Below are 24,553 nucleotides of genomic sequence, written 5' to 3' on the forward strand. Positions count from 1 at the left end.
AAGGAAGATCATGAAGGTTAGTATCGAGAATCTCAGCCTCGCCTACTCGGGAAACACCGTCGTCCGCGATCTCGATCTGGAGATCGCCGACGGAGAATCTCTGGTGCTGCTGGGGCAGTCCGGGTGCGGTAAGACCAGCACGATGCGCTGTGTCGCAGGGCTCGAGACCCCCAGCGCCGGCCGCATCACCATCGGTGACCGCGTGGTCCACGACTCGGACAAGAACAAGACGATCCCGCCGCACAAGCGCAACGTGGGCATGGTCTTTCAGTCCTATGCCGTGTGGCCGCACCGGACGGTGTTCGACAACGTGTCGTTCTCGCTGAAGATGCAGAAGGTCAACAAGACCGAAATGAACCAGCGCGTTCTCGAGGCACTCGACCTCGTCGGGCTCGGGGAAATGGCGCACCGGGGAGCGAGCCTGCTCAGTGGTGGCCAGATGCAGCGCGTGGCGCTCGCCCGGTCGCTGGTGATGCGTCCCAGCGTTCTTCTTCTCGACGAGCCCCTGTCGAACCTGGATGCGCGACTGCGCGAACGACTCAGGATGGAGCTGCGCGAATTGCAGCTCCGTCTCGGACTGACCACCGTCTACGTTACCCACGACCAGGTCGAGGCATTCGCGCTCGCAGACCGAATCGCGTTGATGCAAGACGGACGCATCGTACAGATCGGCACGCCGGAGGACATCTACACCTCACCGACGTCTGCCTCGGTGGCCGAGTTCCTCGGCGTCGGCAACATCTTCCGTGCCACACCGGCATCGGGCCCCCGCGCAATGATGGAACTGACCGACTTCCAACGCATTGCAGTGGCGGTCGATACCGCTCCGGCGGGCGACGGCCACGTTGTAGTGTGCCTGCGGCCCGAGGATCTGTTGGTCACCCCGTTGGACGATGCCGGGCCGGAGGGCCAGTCCTGGATGGGCACTGTCGACGTCGCCAGCTACCAAGGTGCGTCCATCCGGTACCGCGTCACCCTCGACGACGGACCCGAGATCGAAGCAGTCGCGACCGGTCACGCCAGCCGAATCCTGGGCATGGGAGAACGCGCTCGAATCACCGCAGTTCCCGGCGGAGCCCAGGTTCTCGTCGACGATCGCGTCGCCTCCGAGGCGGTGCCGGTATGAGCGCACCTACCGACGATCGACCCGTCACCACGGCCAAGCCGACCGTCGACACTCCGACACCCCAGCGCAGGCCCGGTCTGAAGAAGTGGATTCCGACGCTTCTGCAGTTGGCTCTGCTCACCGTGATCGTGCTCTTCCCGATGTTCTTCATCGTGATGGGCGCATTCACCGACAACGCCGAACGAACGTCGCTGTTCGACTTCGGCAACTTCACCCTCGACAACTTCTCGCTGCTCGGATCCTCGACCGCGCAGAGCGCCCTGTGGAATTCGGCACTCGTCGGCATCGGGTCCTCGATCGTCGCGTTGGCGATCGGGTGCACTCTTGCCTTCCTCGCAGCACGTACCAACGTTCCGGGTCGAAAGATGATCTACGGCATCGGTATTGCGCCGCTTTTCCTCCCGGCGCTCGTCGGAGCACTGGCCTGGGCATTGTTGGCCGGGCCTGCCACCGGGTACATCAACCTGGTTCTGAGCGCGATCGGTCTTCCCGGCTTCATCGACATCTACAGCTTCGGCGGGATGATCTTCATCCTTGGTATCTACTACGCGCCGTATCCGTTCCTGATGGTTCACTCCGCGCTCTCGTTGATGAATCCCGACCTCGAGGACGCCGCCAGTCTGCACGGCGCGAAGTTGACGAAGATGCTGAGCAAGATCACGTTCCCGCTCGTCATGCCTGCCGTGATCGGCTCGGGAATCCTGGTCTTCGCGCTCACTGTCGAGAACTTCCCGGTGGCACAGGTGATCGGTGTGCCCGGCGGAGTCGATACGCTGCCGACTCTGATCTATCGACTGATGAACGCATCACCGGCCCGCGGCAACGACGCCGCCGCTGTCGCAGTGGTTCTCACCGTCTTGCTGGTGGCCGTCGTCGCCTTCCAGCAGCGCGCGATGAGCAGCAAGGAATACACCACCGTCAGCGGCAAAGGTGTTCGGGCGCGGCAGGTTCCGCTACGGGCATGGCGCATCCCGGCTGCTGTGTTCGCGTGGGTGTACTTCACACTGGCCGTTCTGCTGCCCTTGATCGCCTTGGTGTTGGCGGCGTTGCAGACCAGCCCGTACGTAGCGAACATCGGTCAGCTCTTCGACTCGGGTGCGCTGTCGTTCTGGGGACTGGGAGAAACGTTGCGCAGTGCCGACTTCCACAGCGTGATGACCAACAGCGTCATCGTCGGTGTTGCCACTGCCGCTATCGGTACCGCGTTCTGCTTCGCCTTGGCGTACACGAGGTATCGGACGAACGCTCCCGGCCGGAAGCTGTTGGAATACCTGGCGATGCTGCCGCTGGCGGTTCCTGCCATCGTGCTCGGCCTGGGTCTGCTGTGGACGTGGCTGGCGCTTCCGCTGCCGATCTACGGAACGCTCGCGGTGCTGGTGATCGCGTTCGTCGCTGTCACCATTCCCCAGGGCTACCGCGGTGTCTCTGCGTCGATCATCCAGTTGGACAAGGACTTGGAGGACAGCGCCGTCATGCTGGGTGCACGGCGGCACCGGGCGATCTCGTTCGTCACCGCTCCGCTGCTCAAGGTCGGTCTGTCCTCGACCTTCCTGTTGCTGCTGATGCTGTCCATGCGTGAGCTCACCGCCGCGCTGTTCCTGTTCACCTCCGACACCCGGTTGCTCTCGATCGCGATCTTCGACGCCTACGACAACGGCTCGTTCCAGTCGGCGGCTGAGCTGAGCCTGCTGTACTGCGTCGTGATCGGTGTGCTCGCCATCCTCTCGCGCCGCTTCGGATCCAAGGAAAGTGTCTGATGAGAAAATTGGTCACAGGAATCGCGCTCGGGGTCGCACTGGCAACGGCCACCGCGTGTTCACCGCCGCCCGAGCGACCCGACCTGGCTCGTGCCGCAGAGGAGATCATCACCGACAACGGACTGGTGATCGACGGCGAGCAGATAGCCGATCCGGATCTGTGGACGCAGGCTCAGGCCGAGGGTGGCATTACGCTCTACAGCGGCTACACCGCCGTCACCGAGGCAACGGTGCTGAAGAACTTCGAGAAGGACACCGGTCTCGACGTCAAACTGGTTCGCCTGACACCCAACCGTCTCTACGAGCGGTTGGTCGCCGAGTACGGCGCAGGCCGTCTCGATGCTGACGTCGTCCGGATCTCCGATGCCGGCTTCGTCAGCGGACTGAGCGAACGTGGTGTCTTCCAGCCCTACACGCCGCCGACGGCGGCCGAGTTGCAGGACGACGTGGTGTTCGACGGTGGCAACTACTACCGCACCTTCGACCCGATCTACACGATGGGTTACAACAGTGCGCTCATCGACGGCGACGACAGGCCGACGTCGTGGGCGAATCTCCTCGACGATCGATGGAAGGGCAATCTGGGTATCGCTCAGGCCGGAGCCGGTGGTAGTGCACTGGCGCTGACTCGGTTCCAGCGGGAGGTGCTCGGCGACGACTACCTCCGTGAATACTCCTCGGAAGCAAGAGTATTCGATTCCATCGGAGCCCAGCTCGATGCACTCGCCCGCGGTGAGATCGAAGCGGGGACCGTGGTGGTCAGTAGCGTCAACATTGCCAACAACGAGAATGCGCCGGTCAACTTCGTGGTACCGGAGGAGGGTCTCACGGCCTACGACTACTACACCGGGGTTGCATCCACGGCGAAAAACATTGCGGCCGCTCAGGTGTTCATGAACTGGAACCTCTCCAAGAGGGGGCAGCAGGTGTTCAGCGATCTCGGTGAGTACTCGGTGCGCAACGACATCGATCCACCGGTGATTCGCGGAATCGAGCTGCCGGAGTTCACCGACCCCAAGGTCAACCGAATCACGCAATCGGAATCGATCGAAAACTCCGCCGACGACCAAGAGGCATGGAACGCGATCTTCGGCTACAACGAATAGCAAGTGCATCACCGAGGCGGCCGCTGTGTTCACAGGACACAGCGGCCGCCTCTGTCGGGTCTTTCGGCTCGCCGAGAAAGATCACGGCACCGAGCCCCGGATACACCCCTGAGGAGAAATTGATGGGTCTGCGGGTTGTGGGAGCAACATCAGGTGTCGTCGCCGTTCGGGCGAGCCTTGGACAGCGTCGATCGCGTAGCGATGGTCTCGGCGATCTACCCAACGCTGCTCGACTGGGCGGACAGATGCAGGAACCGCGAAGTCGACAATGTGATCGCGGCGTCCGCGGAGGGCTACGCGTTTCCGAAGAACCTCGACCTGGATCAGCCGCTCAGCGGGCTGGCGGGGGAGACTCACGCGGAGTTGGTCAGGCGAGCAGTCGCCAGCCGAATGGGACAGTTGGAGTTCGACGATGCGGTTCGCGCGCTGCACACCCGGCATCAGGCCTGACGTTCGGAGCCTATCCATTTCTCGCCAGCCAGATCCGGCCCGCTTCAGGATTTCGTGGTGCTTGCGAGTGCGGTGCGGTTGCGGCCTTCGTGTTTGGCGCGATACAGGGCCTCGTCGGCGGCAGCCTGTGTTGCGACGAACACCTCGCGAGGTGAATCCCCAACCCGTTGAGGCAGTGCTGCACCGATACTCACGGTAATCGGAGTTTCGTCCTCGACGTTGTGGGTGGCGTGTCGCAGCCTGTCTGCAAACGCTCGGAGGTTCGGAGTCGGATGGGGAACTACGACGGCGAATTCGTCCCCGCCCAGACGGGCGACGGTGGCGTGCCGCCCAGCGGAGGTGGTCAATCGCATCGCAGTCAGCCTGAGTACAACGTCACCGGCAGTGTGCCCGTGGCTGTCGTTGACTGCTTTGAAGTCGTCGATGTCGATCAAGAGAACGCACTGGTGCGAAGGGTCGACCCGTCCGCTGGCATCGAACGCCCGGGCTTCGAGTCCACGACGGTTCGACACTCCCGTCAATGGGTCGGTCATGGAGTCGGAGAGGTAGATCCGATTGGATTTTAGGATGGCAGAGGAAAAGGTCGACAACGATATTACGGCCCCGTTGACGACGAGGATGGCCACTACGACTCGCAGGCCGATGGAGATGGTGTCCTGCCCCGGCAGAGTAAGTGCCCAGGCTCCGAGTGCCAGGACGTAGCTGGTGCTCCACGCGATGTGGAGCCAGATAGCTTTCGGATGTGCGAAGTGAGCAGCGTACGCGCCGACAAGCGCGAGCAGCATCGCGCCGTGCAAGGCCGCCACTGGATCTGCAAAGGTCGCTGTGACGGTCGTGACGCCTAGCTCGCAGTACACGACGAACCAGTTGTTGACGGGTGCGCGTCGGGACCACCAGTCGACACCGAAGTCGGCCCTGTTCATCACTATCGCGACGGGAACTGTCGATACACAGACTCCGTACACGATCACCGTGCCGAGCCCCTCGGACGGACCGTCATGCGCGAAGGTAGCGACGACGCCGAAAGCACCGAACAGCAGTGTCTGCACGACGACGGCGATACGCAGCACCGGGGCTGGCGGTTCGGAGTGAAGAGCCGGAACGGCCGCCATGTCGCCGGGATAGTCCGGCGCCGACATGCGCGTGCTTTCTCGGTGCCTACCCATGAGGTATGTCCCGGGTCATCGCTCGCTTCCACACTTGGCCGGTCCGGATGGCGTCGGCGACGAGCAGAGCGAGGTCTGAGTTGTCGCGGGTCGCCTGCGGAGTTTTCGGCTCCCGTTCTGTCCGCGACATCGGTGTTCGGTCGGAATCGGGGCCGCGTCCGTCGCGCGACGGCCGGTCGGTGGTGCCCAACAGGAACGCGTGGCGCGGGGCGAGTCGCTCGAGGGGCAGCTGTGCGATGGTGCGCGGCATCGTGGAGCAGTCCACCGTCAGAAGCAGCTGATCGGGGTGACCGAAAGTCTGTTTGTCGGCTATCGCTACGTGGAGTCGCCGGTTCTCTTGGGCCCGGGCGGCCAGATGCGTCATGATTCGGCGAATTCGTTGACTACATTGCGTGTGGTCGGCGGAGACGACCAAGGTTGCCTCGGGCAATCGTGAACGAGTCTTCCTGGCATCGGCCTCGATCGCATTCCAGCGGAAGTCGTCGTCGAAACAGGTTCGTACGAGCCACAGTTCGGATTTTTTCGAGGCTTCGGGCATGGATATCCAATCCTGATGCTAAGGGGCACGGTGGACCGGACGATCAGGCGGTGGGAGCCGCCCGCAGCGTCAGCGGCACGTTGTCGGCGAGGAAGGTGAGTTGGTCGCCGATCACTGCGGAAAACAGCGGATCGACGTAAGGGTCGAAGTGGCCGCCGTCGTAGGTACGGACCGTGGCCTTGCGAATTTTGCCTGCGGCGCGTTGCGCAACCGCGGCAGGCGTCACGACATCTTCGGACATGATCTGCACCAACGTGGGGCACGCGATTGACGACACCGTGCGGCCGGGGGAGTATTGCCAGATTTTCAGGAGAATGCGTGCGGCAACGGTTTCGGGATAGTCGCCGTCGGACAGGCCGGATTCCTGGACCAGTCGATCGCGACCGGTGATCGCATCCGGGGAGACCATCACCGCACGCGTCCCAGGCAGTCCGACACTGTCGATGTAGTGCGGTGGCCGCCGGAGGAGTGATCGGATGCCGTCTCTGATAGCGGCAGGTCCCACGCGGAGTGAGTGGCGCAATCCGACTGCACGGACGGCGGCGATACCGTCGATGTGCGGCACTTGCGCTATGACGGCGGCGAATTCGACGCCCGTGCCCGCGAGGGTGAGTACGTGGCCACCGGCGAAGGATGTGCCCCATCCGACGATCCTGCTCGAATCGACTCCGTCGAGTGTGCGTGCGAAGTCGACCGCAGTGCGCCAGTCGACGAGCTGCTGGGCTACGTCCAACAATTGTCGTGGATGGCCGTCGCTGTCCCCGAAGTACCGGTAGTCGAAGACGCACACGATGTAACCGGCCGCAACGAACTGCTCCGCGTACGCGTACAGGCGCATTGCCCGGGGCGTGCCGAATCCGTGCGCCATCACGATCGCCGGAAGCGGCGAGGCGTTCGCCGTTTCGGGACGAAATACAGTTGCTGCGCAACGGATGCCGCGCGATAGGAACGATGTCTCGGTGCGGGTGAAGTTGGGGTGCTCGTTGGTGGTCATGCGCAGGTTCCTCTGTTTTGCGGCTGTGCCGGTCTGTTCTAGCGTTGTGCGCTCAGCACATTGGTCTTCGCGGTCTCAGTGTTTGAACGGATTGAAGGTTCGACCCAGGTAGTAACCGAAGCGGGTGGGAATCGGTTTGACTGCGGCCGCAGTCACCTTGTTCACAAACCCCGGTATGCAGACCGGTTTGCCGGCGTTGACTGCGCGCCAGCCCTCCCTCGCAACGTCTTCGGGATTCTGCCAGAGGACCGACGGCAGTTTCGCGGTAGCTGCATCGCGGGTTCCCATGACGTCGTGAAATTCACTGTGAGTGAAGCCCGGGCACAGGGCCGTGACGTGGATCCCGTGCGGACGTAACTCCATGTCGAGTGCTTGCGAGACATCGAGGACGTAGGACTTGATGCCGGTGTAGAGCAGGCTCGCAGCCGGTGGCATGAAGGCAGCCAACGACGACAGGTTGATTATCCGTCCGTATCCGCGTTCTTTCATTCCTGGAACCGTGCGGTGGGCAAGCTCGGTGACGGCGGTGATCATCACCTGTATTTCTGCGGAAAGCGCATCGAACGGGGCGTCCGCAAACGTCGAATTTCCGGACATTCCCGCGTTGTTGACGAGGACGTCGATGTCGATACCCAGAGCCTGCGTGCGTTCCATGATGGCGCGGGGAGCGTGACGATCGGCCAAGTCTGCGGCCACTACGTCGCACCGCACGTGGTGGCGAGTGGTGAGCTCCTCGGCCAGCGCGGTCAGTCGATCCTCACGGCGAGCGACGAGAACGAGATTGTTGCCCTCGGCGGCGAGGTGACGGGCAAATGCTGCCCCGATGCCTGCTGACGCCCCGGTGATCAGGGCCGTACGTCCGGTGCGCGGCATTGTCCGGCCTCCATCTCTTGAACGGTCATCAAGAACAGTAGCAGGGTCTTGAACGGCATTCAAGATAGACTGACCGGCATGCCCAGGAATCGCGGACTGCACGACAGGGAGAGCAAGCGAGACGATATCGTGGCTGCCGCTCGCGACATGTTCGTTTCCGACGGCTTCGACCGTGCATCGATCAGCCGATTGGCGAAAGCTGTCGGCATCACCTCGAACACGGTGTATTGGTATTTCGACGACAAGGACGACATCCTGGTCGCCGTGCTGACCGCGATCGCGGCGGAGGACACGGCGGACTACCTGAACGTGGCGGATCGTCCACTGGCGGACCGCTTGGTCTGGCTGGTGGAGCGGTTGCAGAGAGTGGGCCCGCTGGTGTCCACCGTGCACGACCGTGTATCCAAGTCTCCCGCGATAGAAAACTGGCACAACGGTTTTCATTTCTTTGCCGAATCGCTGTTCACCGCCGATATCGAGGCATCGGGCCTGGTGGGCGACGAAGCCGATGCCATGCTGCGCATCGGGACGTTCGTCGTGGAGGGGTTGCTGACGCACGCTCCATCGCCCGACGTCGTGCGAGCAGTGATCGACCAGCTGGTCGAGTCCATGCTTCCTGCATCGCGTGTTCCTGCGGCTGAATGACCTGGCCGGCGCGCGGGCACGGGCAGTCGGCGAACCCCACATTCGGACTTGCGCATACTATGGTGTGATGCGGGACACACGCTGAGTCGTGCGCTGCAGCTTGTCGACGGGAAGTACACGTGCTCGGCGGGTTTCGACATGTCGATCGCACAGTGCACCTACCGACGAGGAGAACTCATGGCAGACAACAGAGCAGTTGCGTACGCCGGACCAGGGAAAGTGGAAGTTCAGGACATCGCTTATCCCGGGTTGGAGTTGACCGACGGTCCGGGGGTCAACCCGGCCAACGTCGGTCGCAAGTGCGAGCACGGCGTCATCCTCAAGGTTGTGTCCACCAACATCTGCGGTAGCGATCAGCACATGGTCCGCGGACGCACTACGGCACCGGAGGGGCTGGTCCTCGGGCACGAGATCACGGGCGAGATCGTCGAGGTCGGGCGAGATGTCGAGTTCCTGAAGGTCGGGGACATCTGCTCCGTTCCCTTCAACATCGCGTGTGGACGGTGTCGAAACTGTAAGGAGCGCAAAACCGGAATCTGCTTGAACGTGAATCCAGATCGGCCGGGTTCGGCCTTCGGCTACGTGGATATGGGCGGTTGGGTGGGTGGCCAGGCCGAGTACGTCATGGCACCGTATGCAGACTTCAACCTGCTCAAGTTCCCCGACCGCGATCAGGCTATGGAGAAGATTCTCGACCTGACAATGCTCTCCGACATCTTTCCCACCGGCTTCCACGGAGCAGTGACCGCTGGAGTCAAGCCCGGTGCCACCGTGTACATCGCGGGTGCGGGTCCGGTCGGACTTGCCGCTGCGGTGGGTGCTCAGCTGTTGGGGGCATCGGTGGTGATCGTCGGCGACATGAATGCCGAAAGACTTGCTCAGGCTCGCACATTCGGATGCGAAACGGTCGACGTGGGCAAGGGCGCGCCGCAGGACCAGATCGAACAGATCCTCGGTGTTCCCGAGGTCGACGCCGCAGTGGATGCCGTCGGCTTCGAGGCCAGAGGTCACGGCGGCGACTCGTCCCACGAGGCCCCTGCGACAGTGCTCAACTCGCTGATGGACATCACCACGGCCGGCGGCGGCATCGGTATCCCCGGGCTGTATGTCACCGGAGATCCCGGTGGCGTGGACGAGGCGGCCCAGCGAGGAGCGCTCTCGCTCAGCCTCGGTACCGGATGGGCGAAATCGCTGTCTTTCGCAACAGGCCAATGCCCGGTGATGAGCTACCATCGCGAGCTGATGAACGCGATTCTGAAGGAACGAGTTTCGATCGCCAAGGCTGTCAACGCCACGGTCATCTCGCTCGATGACGCGCCCCGTGGATACCGCGAATTCGACAGCGGAGTCGCCCAGAAATTCGTCATCGATCCGCACGGAATGATCGCGCGCTGACTGCACACACTTATCGCGGTCACCCTCGGTGCGGGTTCGGCGAGGGTGACCGTGTGCGTTGGAACAGTTTTCTGGTGCGCGGAATGTGTGGCATCAAGGGCTACGGGGTAGCCACCCTCTCATGAGCAGCACCGTGAGCGCCTATGCGCAGACGAATTTCATTCTCCCCGACCCCTCCATGAATGTGCAAAAGGCGTAACAACTCTGATGCAGTCCCCAATCCCTGAATACCTCGAGTCCGTTCTGCGGGAGTGTGAAGATCTCGACGAGGGTTCGATACCTCGAGGCAACGACGAGCTCGCCGCAGCCGATCCTGAGCTCTTCGGAATTGCACTGGCCACGGTCGGCGGATCGATGTACACCGCTGGTGACGCCGAGACCGAGTTCTCGATTCAGTCGATCGCCAAGACACTCACGTATGCGCTTGCACTGGACGACCACGGGCTCGACGCATTGCTCGAGGTGGTCGACGTCGAACCGTCCGGTGACTCGTTCAACGAGATTTCGCTCGAGCCCGGCACCGGTCGCCCCCGTAATGCGCTCATCAATGCCGGTGCACTCGCCGTGCATTCGATGGTCCGTGCCGACTCGGCCAGTCACCGACTCGAGCGAATCCGGGAGCTGCACAGCCGGGTGGCGGGCCGAACATTGCCGGTCGATGACGCTGTGCACCAGGCGGAACTGGCAGCGGACGATCGCAACACCGGGATTGCTCATCTGCTCAAGGCCATGAATAAGTTAGGGGCGGAGCCCGCTGAGGTCGTCGATGGTTATGCCGGCCAGTGCGCCATTTCGGTCAACTGCCGTGATCTCGCCGCAATCGCGGCAGTGATGGCCAACGGGGGCATCGACCCCCACGGTGGTGCGAGGCTGTTGGATGCACGAATCACTCGGCACGTGTTGTCCACGATGGCAACCTGCGGGATGTACGACGGGAGCGGAAACTGGATGTCGAGTGTCGGCATTCCCGCCAAAAGCGGTGTGGCAGGCGCGATCATGGGTGTCCTACCCGGTCAAGTCGGGATTGCAGTGATTTCACCACGGTTGAACGAACACGGCAACAGCGTCCGTGCCGTCGCCGTCTTCGAACGACTCTCGCGGGATCTCGAACTGCACATGATGCATGTCAGTGCCTCCGGGGAGTCCGCAGTTCGCTCCATCGAAGAACGATCCGGTACCACCATGATCGAATTGCAAGGCGATCTGCGATTCGCTGGCGCCGAGTCGATTCTCACCCGGCTTACATCCGGGTTCCCCGACGGTAACCGTGTGGAGCTGTGTTTCGAGAATGTACGGGCAGTCGACGACGCCGCTCGTCGCCTACTCACCGAGGCAATCGGACGACTAGGCGCCGATGGCCATCGGGTATCGATAACCGACCCCCACGAGCTCCTGTAAATCAGATCCTCCAGCGGGCGACGGGTTCTGTCGCGGATCCACCTGTTGCGGTATGTGCATTCTGTGTGCAATATTCGCAAATGAGTCCGGTGTGCACCGCACTCACCACCGAGGAGGTCCGATGATCACAGTGACCAGCGCCGCGGGCGGAGTCGGACGGCTCCTCGTTCGGCAACTGACCGCACAGAATGTGCCTGTCCGCGCTGTCGTGAAGAACGAGGCTCAGGCTGCGACGACCCGCCAAGACGGCGCAACCGAGGTCGTCATCGGTGATCTTCGGTCACCGAAGACTTTGGACGCAGCCCTGACCGGAGCCAGCGTTCTGTACCATGCCGCGCCGACGCAGATCATCGACGAGCGACCCATCGTCGAACACCTGATCGCGGCCGTGCCCGCAAACGGAGTGCAGCACATCGTGTTCCACTCTGTAATTCATCCGGACCTGCATCAGCTGACGCACCATCATCAGAAGGACGTCGCCGAAGGCCTGCTATGCGAGAGCGGGATCCCCACCACGGTGCTCAGGCCATCGCACTACATGCAGAACTATCTCGAGGTGTGGGAATTTCTACAGGCGGGAGTCATGCCCTACCCGGTCTCACCGGACAGTGTCATGGGCGTCGTCGATGTCGCCGACGTCGCCGAAGCGGCCGCGAGCATCCTGATCGACCCGACACCACACACCGGTCGCACCTACGACCTCTCGACGGTGGAACTGACACGCCACGAGATGGCAGAGATATGGTCGCGCGTGTTGGGCCATCCGGTGACCGCCGTCAGAATCCCACCCTCGTCCCTGACGAACTCGTTGAATATGCTGCCTGCGGTGGCCTCGGTCGTCGGACATGCTGTGCGATCTACGAAATTGCACTCCTTCAGGCACCTCATCAGCGGTGCGCAGGCAGCGTCGAACCCTCGTGACATGAAGAATTGGCCAGCGGACGCACGCCGGGCGTATCGGACGATGATGACCCACTACGACGGCCATGGCCTACCGGCAGGCGACCTGACGACTTTGCCTGCACTACTCGGACGCGAACCCACCTCGTACGAGGAATTCGCGCGCCGCTCCACAGCGGAACTCGAACGCACACGGAATGATTCGGACCGATGAGTCGCATCATGTCTCGCTGTCGGCCGGCCCGCTCTCTGATCACCGGCGCGAGTTCGGGAATCGGCGCCGAGTTTGCGCGAGTGCTGGCCGCCCGCGGTTCCGATCTGGTGCTCGTCGCACGACGGGAAGACCGCCTGAAAGCACTGGCGGAAGAGCTCGTGTCGACCCACGGCGTGGACTGTAGAACCGTGCCGTGGGACCTGTCCGAGCCCGCAAGCGGCCGCAGGCTGCGCGACGTCGTCCCCGAGCGCATCGACCTCGTCGTCAACAACGCGGGATTCGCCGTACAAGGACCTTTCACCGATGGCGACGCCGACGACTTCGAGCGGCTTGTCGCCGTCGATATCCGGGCTGTGGTGGACATATGCTCGGCCTTCCTGCCCGACATGATCGCCCGCAGAGACGGCACCATCGTCAACGTGGCCAGCACGACTGCGTTCCAGCCTGTCCCGACGCTCGCCGTGTACGCGGCTGCAAAAGCATTCGTTCTGAGCTTCAGCCAGTCCCTGTGGTACGAATCGGCACAACACGGAGTCAGAGTATTCGCGCTCAACCCCGGACCCACGCACACCGAGTTCTTCGACGTCATCGGCGACTCCGCCACGGCCACAGGAACCTACCAGACTTCGGCCCAGGTCGTGGCCACCGCGATGCGAGCGCTGGACACGAGAAGGAGTCGGCCACATGTCATCTCGGGCCGCCGCAACGCAGTGCAAGCAGCCATGGCGGGTATCGTCCCCACTCGGGTTCTACTGCCCGTCCTCGCGCGAATCCTTCACCAGCCCCCTTCGATCTCGTAGACCACGCCGGTTCCAGGAATGTACTGTCACGACCATGGCCAGAGTCTCCAAGTTCACACTCGCCGATCGCCAGGAGGCAGTGGCACGGGCATTCGGGGGTGCCGAAAGCCCAACTGCCGTAGCGGGATCCCTGGGCATCCACACCACCACGTTGTACCGCTGGGTCGAGTCGTCGACCACAGACAAACCAGGTCCAGCGCGGATGCGTCTCGTCGAGGCAACACAGGAATTGCTCCGGCACGCCGATTACGTGGACATCACGATCGAAAGTGTTGCTGCCCGATGCGGTCTCGCGCCCAGAACTGCATTCCATCATTTCACGAGCAAACGTGAACTCTTCCAGGCCGCAGTCGACGATGCTGCCGCCGTCCTGATAGAACGCATCCACGACAAGTCGGTGAACGCCACCTGGCCGGACGCCCCGCTCGAGCAACTGCAGACATTTCTGCGAATTGCCGCCGAGAGCATCTATGACACCCCGCGCACCCACGTATTGTTCCGCAATCTCGGGGTCCCGCAATCAGAAGGTACGGCCGAGCACTGGCACGACAACTTTGTCGAAGCCATCACCGAACTGCTCCGTTCCGCTGCCCGAGAAGGACAGATCGACCCCAGGACTCGACTCTCCGACGCAGCCCGGCTCCTCACCGGGGCAATGCGCGGCATCCACACTGCCGTTTTCGATGGAGCCGACCCCGACACCGCCTTGAAACTCGTCTCCAGAGTGCACCTCCTGATTCCAACATCCGAAAACTGATCCAACGTTCCACAGAACGACGAACGATTAGACGGGACAGTTCGATGCGGGGGTTCGAACAAGGCGGTATCGAGTAGGTCAGTTCCCGTCGTTGCGGAGCGTGGGGATGAGGTCCGACGATCCACTGGGGGTGTTCGCACGCACCGTCTGTTTCTTTGCGCCGGGCCAGCGGTACGAACCTGGCCTACGGCCCTCTTTTTCGATCTGGTCGATGACCTTCGTGCAGACAAATTCTTTGATTGTCGCTGCCACTTTGCCGCCGATGTAGAGACCTCGCGGTGTGTCGTTCTTCTTCGACAGTTGAATGGTGCCGTAACGCCGTCCGATGCTGATGTTGGTTCCGACGAAAGCCTGTGTGCGAGCCACTGGCTCGCGTCCGGCGACGAGGTCGAGCACCGTGCCGGCTGCTCGGGCAGCCAGGGGCATTGCAGCTTGGCAACTCATCCGTAGCGACTGTCCGGACGGCGCCGCTGAGTCCCCAGCGGCTACTATTCGCGGGTCATCGAGGCTGATCAGGGCTTCGTCGGTCAGTAGCCTTCCCATCGGATCCGTACGAAGACCGCTGTCGGCTGCCAGTGTCGGCACCCCGAAGCCGGCGGTCCAGATGGTCACCGTTGCAGGCACTACCGTCCCGTCTGCGAGGCACACCTTGTCGGACTCGACCTTTGCGACGATCGCCGTGTCCTGTACGTCTACATTCAGCCGCTCGAGCTGGCGACGCGTCGATGCGCGAGCGCGTTCACCCAACGTTGGACCGAGAACGCCTCCACACAACAGCACGACCGTGACGTCGGGTCGCTGTTCGGCGAGCTCGGCTGCGGCCTCGATTCCGGTCAGACCTCCACCCACTACGCATATTCGGGCTTTCGGAGGCGTTTCGTCGAGCGTCGAGCGGAGCCGCTCCGCCTGCTCGAGCTCGCCGATCGGGTAGCTGAACTGCGCGGCTCCGGGCACAGAGAGTGGGACCTTCCCGGTACTGCCTACGGCGTAGATCAAGTAGTCGTAAGAAATTTCTGCGCCGGACGCGAGTTCGACAGTGCGTTCGGCAGGGTTCACTTTTTCGGCGGTGTCGACGATCAGGTGGATACCGTCGCCCAACAAACCTGCGAGGTTCGCGGTCGCTTCGCCGCTTCGGGCAACCATTTCGTGAAGTCGGACACGGTGAACGAACTCGGCGCGCGGATTGACGACGGTGACATCGATTGATGGGTTCTGTTGCAATCTGTTGGCGGCAAGGGCGCCCGCGTAGCCGCCTCCGAGTACTACCGCTCGGGTTCGGTCCATCGAATGGTCCGTCATGTTGTTCGGCGACATTGCAGTCCTCCTGATTGTGGTGGTTGTCGATCACTAGACAACGCAGACCGCAGTTTTGTGAGGTGCCGGACCTGCTTGTGAGGTGGTTCACGGCACGAGTTGGTACGCCGAATGTCGTCGCACCTCACACTCGGTGTCGCTACCTTGTCTGATGGGCATGAACTTTCTCGTGCTTCGCGCGCACGCTCTCCACAGGGCATCCCCGATAGGACGACCCCGGGCCGCCTCGATCCGGAACGGAAGGTGACAGGAGATGGACGACCACGATGATTCATTTCACGCGGATGTGATCGGCGAACGTCGTCAGCTGGTTTCACTGGCGTTTCGCATGCTCGGCACCGTCGCCGAGGCGGAGGATGCGGTGCAAGAGGCGTACTTTCGGTGGTATCGATTGACGCCCGAGGAGCGCAAGGCGATCGACATCCCTCAGGCTTGGTTGATGCGGGCCGCCAGCCGCGTTTGCCTCAACATTCTGGCGTCTGCTCGCCGACGCCGCGAAAGTTACGTCGGTCCTTGGTTACCGGAGCCTGTTCCGGCTTATGCGTTTCCAGCAACGGGATCTGCCGCCGAGGACCCTCTCGAACACGTCACCCTCGATGATTCTGTCAGCACTGCTTTGCTCGTTGTCCTCGACTCCATGACTCCGGCAGAGCGCGTCGCGTTCGTCTTGCACGATGTCTTCGCCGTTCCTTTTGCCGACATCGCCGAGATCGTCGGACGTACGCCGGCAGCGTGTCGTCAGCTTGCCTCCTCTGCCCGGCGCCGTGTTCGGACCAAGCAGAGTAGCCGCGCTTCCCGCGCGGCGCACGACGACATCGTTCGTGCCTTCGCCGCTGCAGTTCGAACAGGCGATGTTGCCGGACTCGTTGCAGTGCTCGATCCCGGTGTGGTGCTCCGCTCGGACGGTGGCGGGTTCGTGACGGCTGCCCGCAATCCTGTCGCCGGCGCGGACAAGGTCGCACGGTTCCTTCTCGGATCGCTGGCGAAATTCGGCAATGCACTGGTCGAGGAACAGGACACTCCCGACGGCCTCGGATTTGCGCTGTGGGACGACGGAAAAATCCTAGGAGTGGCGACACTGGAGGTCGCCGGCGACGTTGTCACCGACATTGCGTTGATGATGAATCCCTACAAGCTCACCCTGTGGAATCAGCGTCGATGAGCGGTGAAGCGAGCGCATCGGCAAGCATGTGCATAGCTGCGGTGGTGGACAGTGCACGCACGCTTGCCCTGTCGCCGGGAAGCAGGAGTGTGCGGGTGACGGTCGGCCGGCCGTCGACGGCGATTGCGAAGCACACCGTGCCTACCGGTTTCAGATCGGTGCCGCCGCCGGGTCCTGCGATTCCGCTGGTCGATACCGCGATATCGACGCCGACTCGGCTCACGGCACCCTCCGCCATCCGGGCTGCCACCTGTTCACTCACGGCGCCGAATTCGTCGATCATGCTTGCGGGGACATCGAGTAGACCGGTTTTGGCCTCGTTCGCGTAGGACACCACGGCACCGATCACGTATGCCGACGATCCTGCGCGATCGGTGAGACGCGCTGCGATCAAGCCGCCCGTGCACGATTCCGCAGTCGCGATCCGGTGGCCGGCCAATCGGGTCGCCACGATGTCGTCGATGGTGGATCCGTCGGTCGAAAAGATCGTGCCGCCATGATTTTTCTCGACCAGAGCCGACAGGTCCTCGTATGCGGCCGCCGCTGTTTCCGCGAAACGGGTGACCATCTCGAGCTCGCCGAGCCGTAGACACGTGGTGATCTCGAGATCGCCGAAGCCTGCGATGTCCTGCTCGGCGCTGCGCAACGTTGCGGCGAGGTCGGCCTCGGAGAGGCCGTACGCGCGGATGGTGTCCTGACGAACTTCTCTGCGGTTCAACAGGACCTGAGCGACGGGTGGGCTTTCGAGTGCCTGCGGCCACATTGCCTGCAACTCCGTGGGAGGGCCCGGCAAGATCAACACTGTGGGCAGAGTTCCCGAACCGGTGGCCGGGATCGCGAGACCCGGGGCTGTGCCAGTCGGCGCGATTGAGGAAGCGCCGTCCGGGACCATCGCTTGTTTGCGAATGCCGGCACGCAGGGGCTCGGAGTCGACAGCAGAACTCAGCCGGCTCCGCCAGCGCCGGACGATCTTTTCGATGCGTTGCTCGAGTTCGACATCGAGGTGCACCTCGAGACCGTAGAGAGCGGCGACGGTCGAAACGGTGAGGTCGTCTGCGGTAGGCCCCAAGCCTCCCGTGGTGACGATCAGGTCGACCTGCTGATCCGCAAGAAACTGCAGCTGTGCGGTCATGTCCGCCGGCCGGTCGCCGCACACCGTTATGTGCACGACGTCCACCCCCATTTCGAGGAGCCGCTGGGCGACCCATGGGCCGTTCCGATCGGTGACCCGACCGGAGAGGACCTCGGTTCCCGTAACCACTACACCCGCTCTTGGCGCCATACTTCGACCTTACTGGCGATTGGTGGCCCCGAAGACGTACAGGAGCTGCGTCGCTCCGAGTGCGATGTCACTGATCGGAATGTGACGCCGGCCTCGACGATGCCCGATCTCCTCGTGAGCGAATTTTCTTCACCACGAAGAACCCGATCAACAGGATCAGCGCACCGATGACTATGTACTGGAACACCGATGCGTAGTTCTCGACGTAGTGCCAGTTCTCGCCGAGGAAGTAGCCGGCGAGAACGAAGATGGAGTTCCAAATCAGACTGCCCAGGATCGTGTAAACAGTGAACTGAGCCAGCGGCATTCGCGACACACCTGCGGGGATGGAGATGCCCGATCGCACGACTGGGATCATTCGTCCGAAGAACACCGCCGATCGCCCGTGCCGGTTGAACCAGTCCTCGGCTTTGCTGAGGTCTTCGGTACCGACGAACGGAATGCGATCGACGATCGCGTACATCCGATCTCGGCCGAGCTTGATTCCGAGCCAGTACAGAATCAAGGCGCCGACGACCGAACCTGCTGTGGTCCAGAAAAGCGCACCGAACAGTGTCATCCCGCCTTGCGACGCGGTGAAGCCGGCGAGAGGCAGGATGATCTCGCTCGGAAGCGGTGGAAAGAAGTTCTCCGCAGCTACCGCGATTCCGGCGCCCGGGCCTCCGATCGCCTCCATGAGGCTGACGGCCCAGCCCGCTATTCCGCCGAGTTCGGTCTCGTTCATTGCATCGACTCTAGCGAAACGGACGAAACGACCACTCCCGCACTTCGTGTGTCGCACGGACTTGCTCTCTAACACATGCAGGCGCTGGGGGCGCGCCGTTCAACTGAGCTGCGTCTTCCGCCACGCAACAACAAGAGCAGATTATTGAGAGGCGTTGGATTAACTCCCCAGGTCGAAGCGCTGCAAACCGGTACGGGCAGGCGTCCCGGCATTCAAGTCGAGTGATGTAGATCACTCAATCCAAACGTTTGCTTTCGGCCACGAAAACCGACTATAGAACTGCAACTTTCAACAACACCTACTGGAGAGGACGGCCACAATGAGCTTCGTCGACAAGGCCAAGAATGCAGCAGAAGACGCAATCGGCAAGGTCAAGGAGGTTGTCGGTGACGCCACCGACAACAAGGATCTCGAGGCCGAGGGCAAGAAGGACCAGGGCGCAGCGGGCGTGAAGAAGGTCGGCGAGAACATCAAGGACACGTTCAAGTAGTCCCGAAACTGCTCCACCCCTCTATGCCTCGAGGGCCGCTGATCTCCAGGATCGGCGGCCCTCGGCCCCCGATCCACTACCCCCATCACCTGAAGGACCATCATGATCGCGACCGATTCCACCTCCGCTCACACCGCCCCACGCCGCCGTGGAGGATTTGCCTCCAAGCTTGCGTTGGTTGTTGCTCTCGTGTTCACCATCGCGCTGGTGATCTTCGTTCTACAGAACACTGTCCACGAGAATGTGAACTTCATCGGCTGGAACTTCGGCCTTCCCCAGGGGGTATGGCTCCTCGGCGCCGCCGCTGTCGGCTCCGTCATCACTCTCGCCGTCACCGCAGCGTTGCGTGTACGCAGCGCCGTTCGCTGACACGAGCCTATCGATCGACCGCCGGGTGCAGCCTGAAAACCCGGCGGATCCCGCTTCCTATGTCCAACTGGAGGAAAACAATGTCCGATTTCATCGACAAGGCGAAGCACAAGGCCGAAGAAGTTGCAGGCGAGGCGAAAGCCCAGATCGGCGAGGCCACCGGCGACGACGAACTCCGCGGAGAAGGAACGGCGCAGAAGGCAAAGGGTAACGCGCATCAGGCAGCCGATACCGTGTCCGACGTCGTGGACGACGCAGTGGACACGGTCTCCGACGTCGCTGATTCGGCAGTCGAGAGCGCGTCGTCGATCGCTGACACCGCTGCTGCCACGGCGTCCGATGCCGCCGACAAGGTCACCGATCTGGCTGACACCGCGGTTTCCAAGGCCCGTGACATCGACGTCGATACCGTGGTCGACACGGCAAAATCTCCCCGTACGTTGGTGATCGCCGCAGCGTTGGCCGGTGTGGGTCTAGTCGCGGTCCTGCTCAACCGTCGGAACCGTCGCCGTCGCGTGCGCAACGCGTTCATTGCTCCGCGGGTCGGTCGATCGAAGTCACTCTTCGGCCGCTGATGGTTGCACGCTTGGACGAATTTCAACGGAACCATCCTGGTGCCGGATTCCCCATCGCGGTCGTCTACAAATTTCTCGACGACCGCGGTGGGTACCTCGCCGCGCTGATCGCGTACTACGCGTTTCTGTCGCTGTTTCCACTGCTTCTGTTGTTCACCACGCTGCTCGGAATCGTCCTGTCGGGAAATCCCGACTTACAGGAGCGCATCCTCGACTCGGCAATGAGCCAAATCCCGGTGATCGGCGATCAGCTCGGCGAGCCGGATCGTCTCAGTGGCGGCGTCACCGCAATAGTGATCGGCGTCCTCGGCTCGCTGTACGGCGGCCTCGGGGTGTCGTTGGCTGCTCAACACGCCCTGAACACCGCATGGTCGGTGCCGCGCAACAACCAACCCGACCCCATTCGAGCGCGGCTCCGGGGACTGCTCCTGCTGACCACAGTCGGTACGTCCATAGTCGGCCTGACTGTTCTCAACGTGGTGGCATCGTCGGGACTGTTCGGTGTTGCCGGCGGTATTCTCGCCCTCGCAGGGGCGATCATGGTCAATGTCGTGGTCTTCACCGCCGCCTTCCGGATCGGCACGGCGCGACAGCTGACAGTTCGGGATGTCCTTCCCGGAGCCCTTGTGGCTGCGGTCATCTGGCAGGCGCTCCAGTCGTTCGGTGGAATCTACATTCGATATGTAGTGGGGAATGTCAGCACCAGCAACGGTGTGTTCGCGATTGTTCTCGGCCTGTTGGGATTCTTGTACGTGGCGTCGGTCCTCATCGTGATCTGTATCGAGATCAATGCTGTTCGAGTGGACCACCTGCATCCTCGAGCTCTGCTGACCCCGTTCACCGACAACGTCGAGCTGACCGAGGGGGACAAGAACTCGTACACCGGGCAAGCCGAAGCCCAACGCAACAAAGGCTTTCAAGACATCACTGTCACCTACGACGAGAATCGTCGCTCGGAGGAGCACACCGATCCAAGTTAGTTAACGCACAATCTATTCGTGCACGCTCGATTCGGCGTAAGGTCGACTGCATGGCAAAGGCAGTAGTGACCGAGGATCCACTCGCGCTCGAACGGCAGGTGTGTTTTGCGCTCGCGGTGGCCAACCGTGCGGTGCTTGCGGTGTATCGGCCGTTGCTGGAGCCGATGGGTCTCACACACCCTCAGTACCTGGTGATGCTCGCGCTGTGGGAACAGTCACCCCGGTCCGTGAAGGGTATCGGTGAAGCGCTTCAGCTGGATTCGCCCACGTTGTCGCCTCTGCTCAAGAGGCTGGAGACGGCCGGACTTCTCGAGCGCAAACGCAGCGCGGCCGATGAACGCGTGCTGGAGGTGCACCTCAGTGAACGCGGCGCCGCCCTGAGATCGCGGGCGGAGGCGATACCAGGCGCAGTCGTAGACAAGCTCGGCGTCGATGTCGCCGAGTTGGAAACGCTTCGACTTGCGTTGACTCGAATCAACGAATCAGCAACTGCCGCAGGAGCTCTGACCCTGTGAAGAATCGTATTCGTCCCTCCGTCGCACAATGGTTCATGTACTCGGTGTTCGGCAGGCCGCTGCCGCGCTCCATGCAGAATTGGGTCCGCAGGGACCTGGTCGGCCCCGGCGCGGTACCTCGACATCTGATCCGTGGGCTTCTGCCGTTCACGCCGATCTTTCTGGCGTTCCTTGTGCTCTTTCCCGGTGCGCTGTGGTTGCGCGGCGCAATGGTGCTTCTCAGTGTCCTGTTGGCGTTGTTCTACACCCTCGCCTTCATGGATCTGAACCGGGCGAGACGGCTCGAACTGCACGGACTGCCGCCCGATCTGAAAAGCGATCGAGCACAGAAACGAATGGCGCAGGAGCGATCGACATACGAGAAGTTGCATGGTCCGTCTCAGGAACGGCCTCTGCCCCCGACTGCCGGCCGACGAACCCTCGATTGAGACGGCGTGAACGGGGTAGTCGATGTCTGCCGGCCGTAGTTCCAGACACGGGCACGCCACGCCGGCTCCGGCTCGACGAGGAGGATCCGCATGAGAGCAGTGACCTGGCACGGCAAGCGAGACGTTCGCGTCGATACCGTTCCCGACCCCATCATCGAGAAGCCGACGGACGCGATCATCGAGGTCACGTCCACCAATATCTGCGGGTCCGATCTGCACCTGTACGAGGTGCTCGGCGCATTCATGAATCCGGGGGACATCCTGGGGCACGAGCCGATGGGGATCGTTCGGGAAGTCGGCTCCGAAGTAACCAACCTCGCTGTGGGCGACAGGATTGTGGTCCCGTTCCAAATCTCCTGCGGCAGCTGTTTCATGTGCAATCAGACGCTGTACACACAATGCGAAACCACGCAGGTGCGCGAACAGGGTATGGGCGCAGCACTGTTCGGATATTCCGAGCTGTACGGAAGTGTCCCGGGTGGGCAGGCGGAACTGCTGCGGGTGCCGCAGGCGCAGTTCACTCACATCAAAGTGCCTGAGGGCCCTGCAGATTCGCGCTTCGTGTACCTGTCCGACGTCTTACCCACCGCCTGGCAAGCGGTCGCGTACGCAGACATTCCTGACGGGGGTTCGGTCGCTGTACTAGGCCTTGGCCCGATCGGCGACATGGCGGCGCGCATAGCCGCGCACCTCGGCTACGAGGTCATAGCCGTGGACAGAGTTCCCGAGCGGCTCGCACGGGCGCAAGCCCGCGGAATTCGAACTGTCGATCAGTCGCAGCACGCGGGTGATCTCGGTGACGTGATTCGGGACCTCACGGACGGCCGGGGTCCCGATGCTGTGATCGATGCGGTCGGAATGGAAGCCCACGGTTCGCCGATCGCGAAGGCGGCCCAACAGGTCACCGGTCTGTTGCCGGACTTCATGGGAAAAGCGATGATGCAGAAGGCGGGTGTGGATCGGCTCGACGCGTTCTACGCGGCCATCGACATCGTGCGCCGCGGCGGCACTATCTCTCTGATCGGTGTGTACGGGGGCATGGCCGACCCGATTCCGATGCTCACGCTGTTCGACAAGCAGATTCAACTTCGCATGGGCCAAGCCAACGTGAAGAAGTGGGTCGACGACATCATGCCCTTGCTCACCGACGAGGACCCCCTTGGAGTCGACACTTTCGCCACACACACTCTGTCGCTGGACGATGCTCCGCATGCATACGAGATCTTTCAGAAAAAGCAAGACGGGGCGGTGAAGATCATCCTTCAGCCGTGAGGGATTCCTGCCGTTGCAGGGCTGCATGTTTCGGGGAATCGCAGGAGGGACATCCTTGAACCATGCCCACAAACTTGTATACCGCCACAGTTACTGCCGTCCCAGGATCGGTAAAGTCCAGTGACGACGAATTGTCCGTGAACGTCCACGAGCCAACGGAATTGGGCGGCCCCGGGGGTTCGACGAATCCCGAGCAGTTGATGGCCGCGGCTCTGGCGTCGTGCTTGATCGAAGCGTTGCGAATCGCGGCTGGAACGGCGGGGGAAACCGTGGATGGAGCAGCGGTCGAGGCGTCGGTCACTCTGTCAGACACGGACTCCGTCGGGTACAGCGCAGGATTCTCGCTGAGGGTGAGTCTCCCGGACTCGGAAAACCCGAACGACACCCTCAGTCAAGCAATGTCGATCTGCCCGTTCTTGAAGGCGGTCGAAGGGGTCGACGTGGCACTTGCATAGGCCCTCCCTAGTAGACTGCCGCAAGGCGCGGCCGAACTCAGATGCCGCGTGTAGACGTGCGGCATTGACGCGGCTTGGAGGAAGAAACGTGCCTGACAGCTCTAGTGGTCCGCGCTTCGAGATCGAGGTCGAAGCCTTCGGTTCGACATCGGTGGTGACGGTGATCGGAGATATCGACATGACCACCACGGAGTCGTTTCGGTCTGCAATCGAGTCCGCACTGACGGCGTCACCGACAGCCCTGGTCGTCGACTTCACCGAAGTGGGGTTTCTCGGCACGAGCGCGATGACCGTCCTTGTCTCGGCGCATGATCGCGTTGGCGAAGAAACGTCCATCCTCGTCGTTGCAAACAAGCCGGCAACTCGTCGTCCCTTCGAATTGGCCGGTCTCACCGACGTATTGAGCGTGCACAGCACGCGCACGTCGGCAGTCGAGTCCGCGCAGGGATCTGGGCCAGGCACCGACTGAGGGAGTTCGGCAGGCGGTCAGCGCACCGCTTCGACGGCGTCATCCAGGTCGGTCACTGTGGTGATGACACGGTCCAGGCCGCTCAAAGTTATCGGACGCTGCACTCCGGGGTGTGGTGCGATCAACGCGGCCGAAGCGCCTGTCGGTAGAAGGTCGACCGTACGCAGAAGGGCTGTGAGTCCGCTGGAGGACAGCATGTCCACCTCCGTCAGGTCGATGATCAATCCGTTGTTCGCGTTTTCGGCGGCGGGCGAGGCTGCGTCGGTCAGGTGTACCGACGTGACCACATCGAGCGCTCCCCGCACCGAGACGACCACCACGCCATCGTGCTCGGATACGCCGACTTCGAACGAATCGTCCGCGGGATGGTCCACCATTTCCGCGACGGTACCCGCACAC

General features: G+C 62.3%; 28 protein-coding genes. 20 read left to right on the top strand and 8 right to left on the bottom strand.

Features of this window, described 5'->3' with window-relative positions; genetic code table 11:
- Window positions 1-10: 10 nt before the first annotated feature.
- From D8W71_RS11955 to D8W71_RS11970, 4 genes are all read left to right on the top strand, one after another.
- On the top strand, window positions 11-1,126 hold the full coding sequence (locus D8W71_RS11955) for an ABC transporter ATP-binding protein (protein WP_121113746.1): 1,116 nt from the start codon (window positions 11-13) through the stop codon (window positions 1,124-1,126).
- Complete coding sequence (locus tag D8W71_RS11960; RefSeq protein ID WP_121113748.1) at window positions 1,123-2,883, top strand: ABC transporter permease; 1,761 nt, start codon at window positions 1,123-1,125, stop codon at window positions 2,881-2,883. Before D8W71_RS11955 ends, D8W71_RS11960 begins: the two co-directional genes overlap by 4 nt.
- Window positions 2,883-3,989 carry an ABC transporter substrate-binding protein gene (locus tag D8W71_RS11965; protein ID WP_121113750.1) on the top strand — a complete coding sequence of 369 codons (1,107 nt, stop codon included), beginning with the start codon at window positions 2,883-2,885 and terminating at the stop codon, window positions 3,987-3,989. Before D8W71_RS11960 ends, D8W71_RS11965 begins: the two co-directional genes overlap by 1 nt.
- Before the next feature lie 153 nt (window positions 3,990-4,142).
- Window positions 4,143-4,439, top strand: coding sequence for a hypothetical protein (locus tag D8W71_RS11970; RefSeq protein ID WP_236077849.1), 297 nt, complete (start codon window positions 4,143-4,145; stop codon window positions 4,437-4,439).
- A gap of 44 nt (window positions 4,440-4,483) precedes the next feature.
- Here the strand turns inward: D8W71_RS11970 and D8W71_RS11975 are convergent, their stop codons facing one another.
- From D8W71_RS11975 to D8W71_RS11990, 4 genes are all read right to left on the bottom strand, one after another.
- Window positions 4,484-5,605: a GGDEF domain-containing protein gene (locus D8W71_RS11975; RefSeq protein ID WP_121113752.1), complete on the bottom strand. Its 1,122-nt coding sequence runs from the start codon at window positions 5,603-5,605 to the stop codon at window positions 4,484-4,486.
- Entirely contained in the window at window positions 5,598-6,143 is a 546-nt protein-coding gene (locus D8W71_RS11980) for a DUF6924 domain-containing protein (RefSeq protein WP_121113754.1), read from the bottom strand. Before D8W71_RS11980 ends, D8W71_RS11975 begins: the two co-directional genes overlap by 8 nt.
- Before the next feature lie 43 nt (window positions 6,144-6,186).
- Entirely contained in the window at window positions 6,187-7,137 is a 951-nt protein-coding gene (locus tag D8W71_RS11985; RefSeq protein ID WP_121113756.1) for an alpha/beta hydrolase, read from the bottom strand.
- A gap of 75 nt (window positions 7,138-7,212) precedes the next feature.
- Window positions 7,213-8,010, bottom strand: a complete 798-nt coding sequence (locus D8W71_RS11990) for an SDR family NAD(P)-dependent oxidoreductase (RefSeq protein WP_121113758.1) — start codon at window positions 8,008-8,010, stop codon at window positions 7,213-7,215.
- 78 nt (window positions 8,011-8,088) lie between these two features.
- Here D8W71_RS11990 and D8W71_RS11995 point away from each other — a divergent pair, with 78 nt between their 5' ends.
- The 6 genes from D8W71_RS11995 to D8W71_RS12020 all read left to right on the top strand — a co-directional run bounded on the left by D8W71_RS11995 (window position 8,089) and on the right by D8W71_RS12020 (window position 14,119).
- Window positions 8,089-8,655, top strand: coding sequence for a TetR/AcrR family transcriptional regulator (locus D8W71_RS11995; protein ID WP_121113760.1), 567 nt, complete (start codon window positions 8,089-8,091; stop codon window positions 8,653-8,655).
- A 177-nt stretch (window positions 8,656-8,832) separates the two neighbouring features.
- On the top strand, window positions 8,833-10,050 hold the full coding sequence (gene fdhA, locus D8W71_RS12000) for a formaldehyde dehydrogenase, glutathione-independent (protein WP_121119028.1): 1,218 nt from the start codon (window positions 8,833-8,835) through the stop codon (window positions 10,048-10,050).
- A gap of 207 nt (window positions 10,051-10,257) precedes the next feature.
- A complete protein-coding gene (gene glsA / locus D8W71_RS12005; protein ID WP_121113762.1) occupies window positions 10,258-11,448 on the top strand; it encodes a glutaminase A in 1,191 nt (396 codons plus the stop codon).
- 121 nt (window positions 11,449-11,569) lie between these two features.
- Window positions 11,570-12,562, top strand: a complete 993-nt coding sequence (locus tag D8W71_RS12010) for an SDR family oxidoreductase (RefSeq protein ID WP_121113764.1) — start codon at window positions 11,570-11,572, stop codon at window positions 12,560-12,562.
- The gene (locus tag D8W71_RS12015) at window positions 12,559-13,362 is read left to right on the top strand and encodes an SDR family NAD(P)-dependent oxidoreductase (RefSeq protein ID WP_236077850.1); all 804 of its coding nucleotides are present in this window, start codon (window positions 12,559-12,561) and stop codon (window positions 13,360-13,362) included. Before D8W71_RS12010 ends, D8W71_RS12015 begins: the two co-directional genes overlap by 4 nt.
- Window positions 13,363-13,396: 34 nt before the next feature.
- Window positions 13,397-14,119, top strand: coding sequence for a TetR family transcriptional regulator (locus D8W71_RS12020; protein WP_161965458.1), 723 nt, complete (start codon window positions 13,397-13,399; stop codon window positions 14,117-14,119).
- A gap of 78 nt (window positions 14,120-14,197) precedes the next feature.
- Here the strand turns inward: D8W71_RS12020 and D8W71_RS12025 are convergent, their stop codons facing one another.
- On the bottom strand, window positions 14,198-15,418 hold the full coding sequence (locus D8W71_RS12025) for an NAD(P)/FAD-dependent oxidoreductase (RefSeq protein ID WP_121119032.1): 1,221 nt from the start codon (window positions 15,416-15,418) through the stop codon (window positions 14,198-14,200).
- A 268-nt stretch (window positions 15,419-15,686) separates the two neighbouring features.
- Here D8W71_RS12025 and sigJ point away from each other — a divergent pair, with 268 nt between their 5' ends.
- A complete protein-coding gene (gene sigJ, locus D8W71_RS12030) occupies window positions 15,687-16,595 on the top strand; it encodes an RNA polymerase sigma factor SigJ (protein WP_121113768.1) in 909 nt (302 codons plus the stop codon).
- On the opposite strand, the gene D8W71_RS12035 is transcribed toward sigJ, so the two are convergent.
- Both D8W71_RS12035 and D8W71_RS12040 read right to left on the bottom strand, forming a co-directional pair.
- Window positions 16,570-17,877, bottom strand: coding sequence for a competence/damage-inducible protein A (locus D8W71_RS12035; protein WP_121113770.1), 1,308 nt, complete (start codon window positions 17,875-17,877; stop codon window positions 16,570-16,572). The two genes, sigJ and D8W71_RS12035, sit on opposite strands and share 26 nt — an antisense overlap.
- A 67-nt stretch (window positions 17,878-17,944) precedes the next feature.
- Window positions 17,945-18,601: a DedA family protein gene (locus D8W71_RS12040; protein ID WP_121113772.1), complete on the bottom strand. Its 657-nt coding sequence runs from the start codon at window positions 18,599-18,601 to the stop codon at window positions 17,945-17,947.
- A 319-nt stretch (window positions 18,602-18,920) separates the two neighbouring features.
- Here D8W71_RS12040 and D8W71_RS12045 point away from each other — a divergent pair, with 319 nt between their 5' ends.
- The 9 genes from D8W71_RS12045 (at window position 18,921) to D8W71_RS12085 (ending at window position 24,154) form a co-directional block, all read left to right on the top strand.
- Window positions 18,921-19,091, top strand: a complete 171-nt coding sequence (locus D8W71_RS12045) for a CsbD family protein (RefSeq protein WP_121113774.1) — start codon at window positions 18,921-18,923, stop codon at window positions 19,089-19,091.
- Between the two features lie 102 nt (window positions 19,092-19,193).
- Entirely contained in the window at window positions 19,194-19,460 is a 267-nt protein-coding gene (locus tag D8W71_RS12050; protein ID WP_121113776.1) for a DUF1049 domain-containing protein, read from the top strand.
- A gap of 80 nt (window positions 19,461-19,540) precedes the next feature.
- Window positions 19,541-20,035 (top strand): CsbD family protein, encoded by a 495-nt coding sequence (locus tag D8W71_RS12055; protein ID WP_121113778.1) that lies wholly within the window; start codon window positions 19,541-19,543, stop codon window positions 20,033-20,035.
- Window positions 20,035-21,015 carry a YihY/virulence factor BrkB family protein gene (locus tag D8W71_RS12060; RefSeq protein WP_121113780.1) on the top strand — a complete coding sequence of 327 codons (981 nt, stop codon included), beginning with the start codon at window positions 20,035-20,037 and terminating at the stop codon, window positions 21,013-21,015. The genes D8W71_RS12055 and D8W71_RS12060 overlap by 1 nt, the downstream gene beginning before the upstream one ends.
- Window positions 21,016-21,065: 50 nt before the next feature.
- Window positions 21,066-21,530, top strand: a complete 465-nt coding sequence (locus tag D8W71_RS12065) for a MarR family winged helix-turn-helix transcriptional regulator (protein WP_121113782.1) — start codon at window positions 21,066-21,068, stop codon at window positions 21,528-21,530.
- Window positions 21,527-21,958, top strand: coding sequence for a DUF5313 family protein (locus tag D8W71_RS12070; protein WP_268959861.1), 432 nt, complete (start codon window positions 21,527-21,529; stop codon window positions 21,956-21,958). The genes D8W71_RS12065 and D8W71_RS12070 overlap by 4 nt, the downstream gene beginning before the upstream one ends.
- A gap of 90 nt (window positions 21,959-22,048) precedes the next feature.
- Complete coding sequence (locus D8W71_RS12075) at window positions 22,049-23,230, top strand: zinc-dependent alcohol dehydrogenase (RefSeq protein WP_121113784.1); 1,182 nt, start codon at window positions 22,049-22,051, stop codon at window positions 23,228-23,230.
- 62 nt (window positions 23,231-23,292) lie between these two features.
- Entirely contained in the window at window positions 23,293-23,685 is a 393-nt protein-coding gene (locus D8W71_RS12080; protein WP_121113786.1) for an OsmC family protein, read from the top strand.
- An 88-nt stretch (window positions 23,686-23,773) separates the two neighbouring features.
- Window positions 23,774-24,154, top strand: a complete 381-nt coding sequence (locus tag D8W71_RS12085; RefSeq protein WP_121113788.1) for an STAS domain-containing protein — start codon at window positions 23,774-23,776, stop codon at window positions 24,152-24,154.
- Between the two features lie 17 nt (window positions 24,155-24,171).
- Here the strand turns inward: D8W71_RS12085 and D8W71_RS12090 are convergent, their stop codons facing one another.
- The gene (locus D8W71_RS12090; protein WP_121119036.1) at window positions 24,172-24,531 is read right to left on the bottom strand and encodes an STAS domain-containing protein; all 360 of its coding nucleotides are present in this window, start codon (window positions 24,529-24,531) and stop codon (window positions 24,172-24,174) included.
- Window positions 24,532-24,553: the final 22 nt, after the last annotated feature.

The sequence above is a fragment of the Rhodococcus sp. P1Y genome (assembly GCF_003641205.1).
Lineage (GTDB): Bacteria > Actinomycetota > Actinomycetes > Mycobacteriales > Mycobacteriaceae > Rhodococcoides.

Coding starts and splice junctions, on each gene's coding strand:
- sigJ (WP_121113768.1), top strand. CDS start 15,687: ATGGACGACCACGATGATTCATTTCACGCGGATGTGATCGGCGAACGT.
- glsA (WP_121113762.1), top strand. CDS start 10,258: ATGCAGTCCCCAATCCCTGAATACCTCGAGTCCGTTCTGCGGGAGTGT.
- D8W71_RS12045 (WP_121113774.1), top strand. CDS start 18,921: ATGAGCTTCGTCGACAAGGCCAAGAATGCAGCAGAAGACGCAATCGGC.
- D8W71_RS11990 (WP_121113758.1), bottom strand. CDS start 8,010: ATGCCGCGCACCGGACGTACGGCCCTGATCACCGGGGCGTCAGCAGGC.
- D8W71_RS12035 (WP_121113770.1), bottom strand. CDS start 17,877: ATGGCGCCAAGAGCGGGTGTAGTGGTTACGGGAACCGAGGTCCTCTCC.
- D8W71_RS11960 (WP_121113748.1), top strand. CDS start 1,123: ATGAGCGCACCTACCGACGATCGACCCGTCACCACGGCCAAGCCGACC.
- D8W71_RS11955 (WP_121113746.1), top strand. CDS start 11: ATGAAGGTTAGTATCGAGAATCTCAGCCTCGCCTACTCGGGAAACACC.
- D8W71_RS12060 (WP_121113780.1), top strand. CDS start 20,035: ATGGTTGCACGCTTGGACGAATTTCAACGGAACCATCCTGGTGCCGGA.
- D8W71_RS12040 (WP_121113772.1), bottom strand. CDS start 18,601: ATGAACGAGACCGAACTCGGCGGAATAGCGGGCTGGGCCGTCAGCCTC.
- D8W71_RS12010 (WP_121113764.1), top strand. CDS start 11,570: ATGATCACAGTGACCAGCGCCGCGGGCGGAGTCGGACGGCTCCTCGTT.
- fdhA (WP_121119028.1), top strand. CDS start 8,833: ATGGCAGACAACAGAGCAGTTGCGTACGCCGGACCAGGGAAAGTGGAA.
- D8W71_RS12025 (WP_121119032.1), bottom strand. CDS start 15,418: ATGACGGACCATTCGATGGACCGAACCCGAGCGGTAGTACTCGGAGGC.
- D8W71_RS11985 (WP_121113756.1), bottom strand. CDS start 7,137: ATGACCACCAACGAGCACCCCAACTTCACCCGCACCGAGACATCGTTC.
- D8W71_RS11975 (WP_121113752.1), bottom strand. CDS start 5,605: ATGGGTAGGCACCGAGAAAGCACGCGCATGTCGGCGCCGGACTATCCC.
- D8W71_RS12090 (WP_121119036.1), bottom strand. CDS start 24,531: ATGGTGGACCATCCCGCGGACGATTCGTTCGAAGTCGGCGTATCCGAG.
- D8W71_RS11995 (WP_121113760.1), top strand. CDS start 8,089: ATGCCCAGGAATCGCGGACTGCACGACAGGGAGAGCAAGCGAGACGAT.
- D8W71_RS12050 (WP_121113776.1), top strand. CDS start 19,194: ATGATCGCGACCGATTCCACCTCCGCTCACACCGCCCCACGCCGCCGT.
- D8W71_RS12075 (WP_121113784.1), top strand. CDS start 22,049: ATGAGAGCAGTGACCTGGCACGGCAAGCGAGACGTTCGCGTCGATACC.
- D8W71_RS11965 (WP_121113750.1), top strand. CDS start 2,883: ATGAGAAAATTGGTCACAGGAATCGCGCTCGGGGTCGCACTGGCAACG.
- D8W71_RS11980 (WP_121113754.1), bottom strand. CDS start 6,143: ATGCCCGAAGCCTCGAAAAAATCCGAACTGTGGCTCGTACGAACCTGT.
- D8W71_RS12065 (WP_121113782.1), top strand. CDS start 21,066: ATGGCAAAGGCAGTAGTGACCGAGGATCCACTCGCGCTCGAACGGCAG.
- D8W71_RS12015 (WP_236077850.1), top strand. CDS start 12,559: ATGAGTCGCATCATGTCTCGCTGTCGGCCGGCCCGCTCTCTGATCACC.
- D8W71_RS12055 (WP_121113778.1), top strand. CDS start 19,541: ATGTCCGATTTCATCGACAAGGCGAAGCACAAGGCCGAAGAAGTTGCA.
- D8W71_RS12020 (WP_161965458.1), top strand. CDS start 13,397: ATGGCCAGAGTCTCCAAGTTCACACTCGCCGATCGCCAGGAGGCAGTG.
- D8W71_RS12080 (WP_121113786.1), top strand. CDS start 23,293: ATGCCCACAAACTTGTATACCGCCACAGTTACTGCCGTCCCAGGATCG.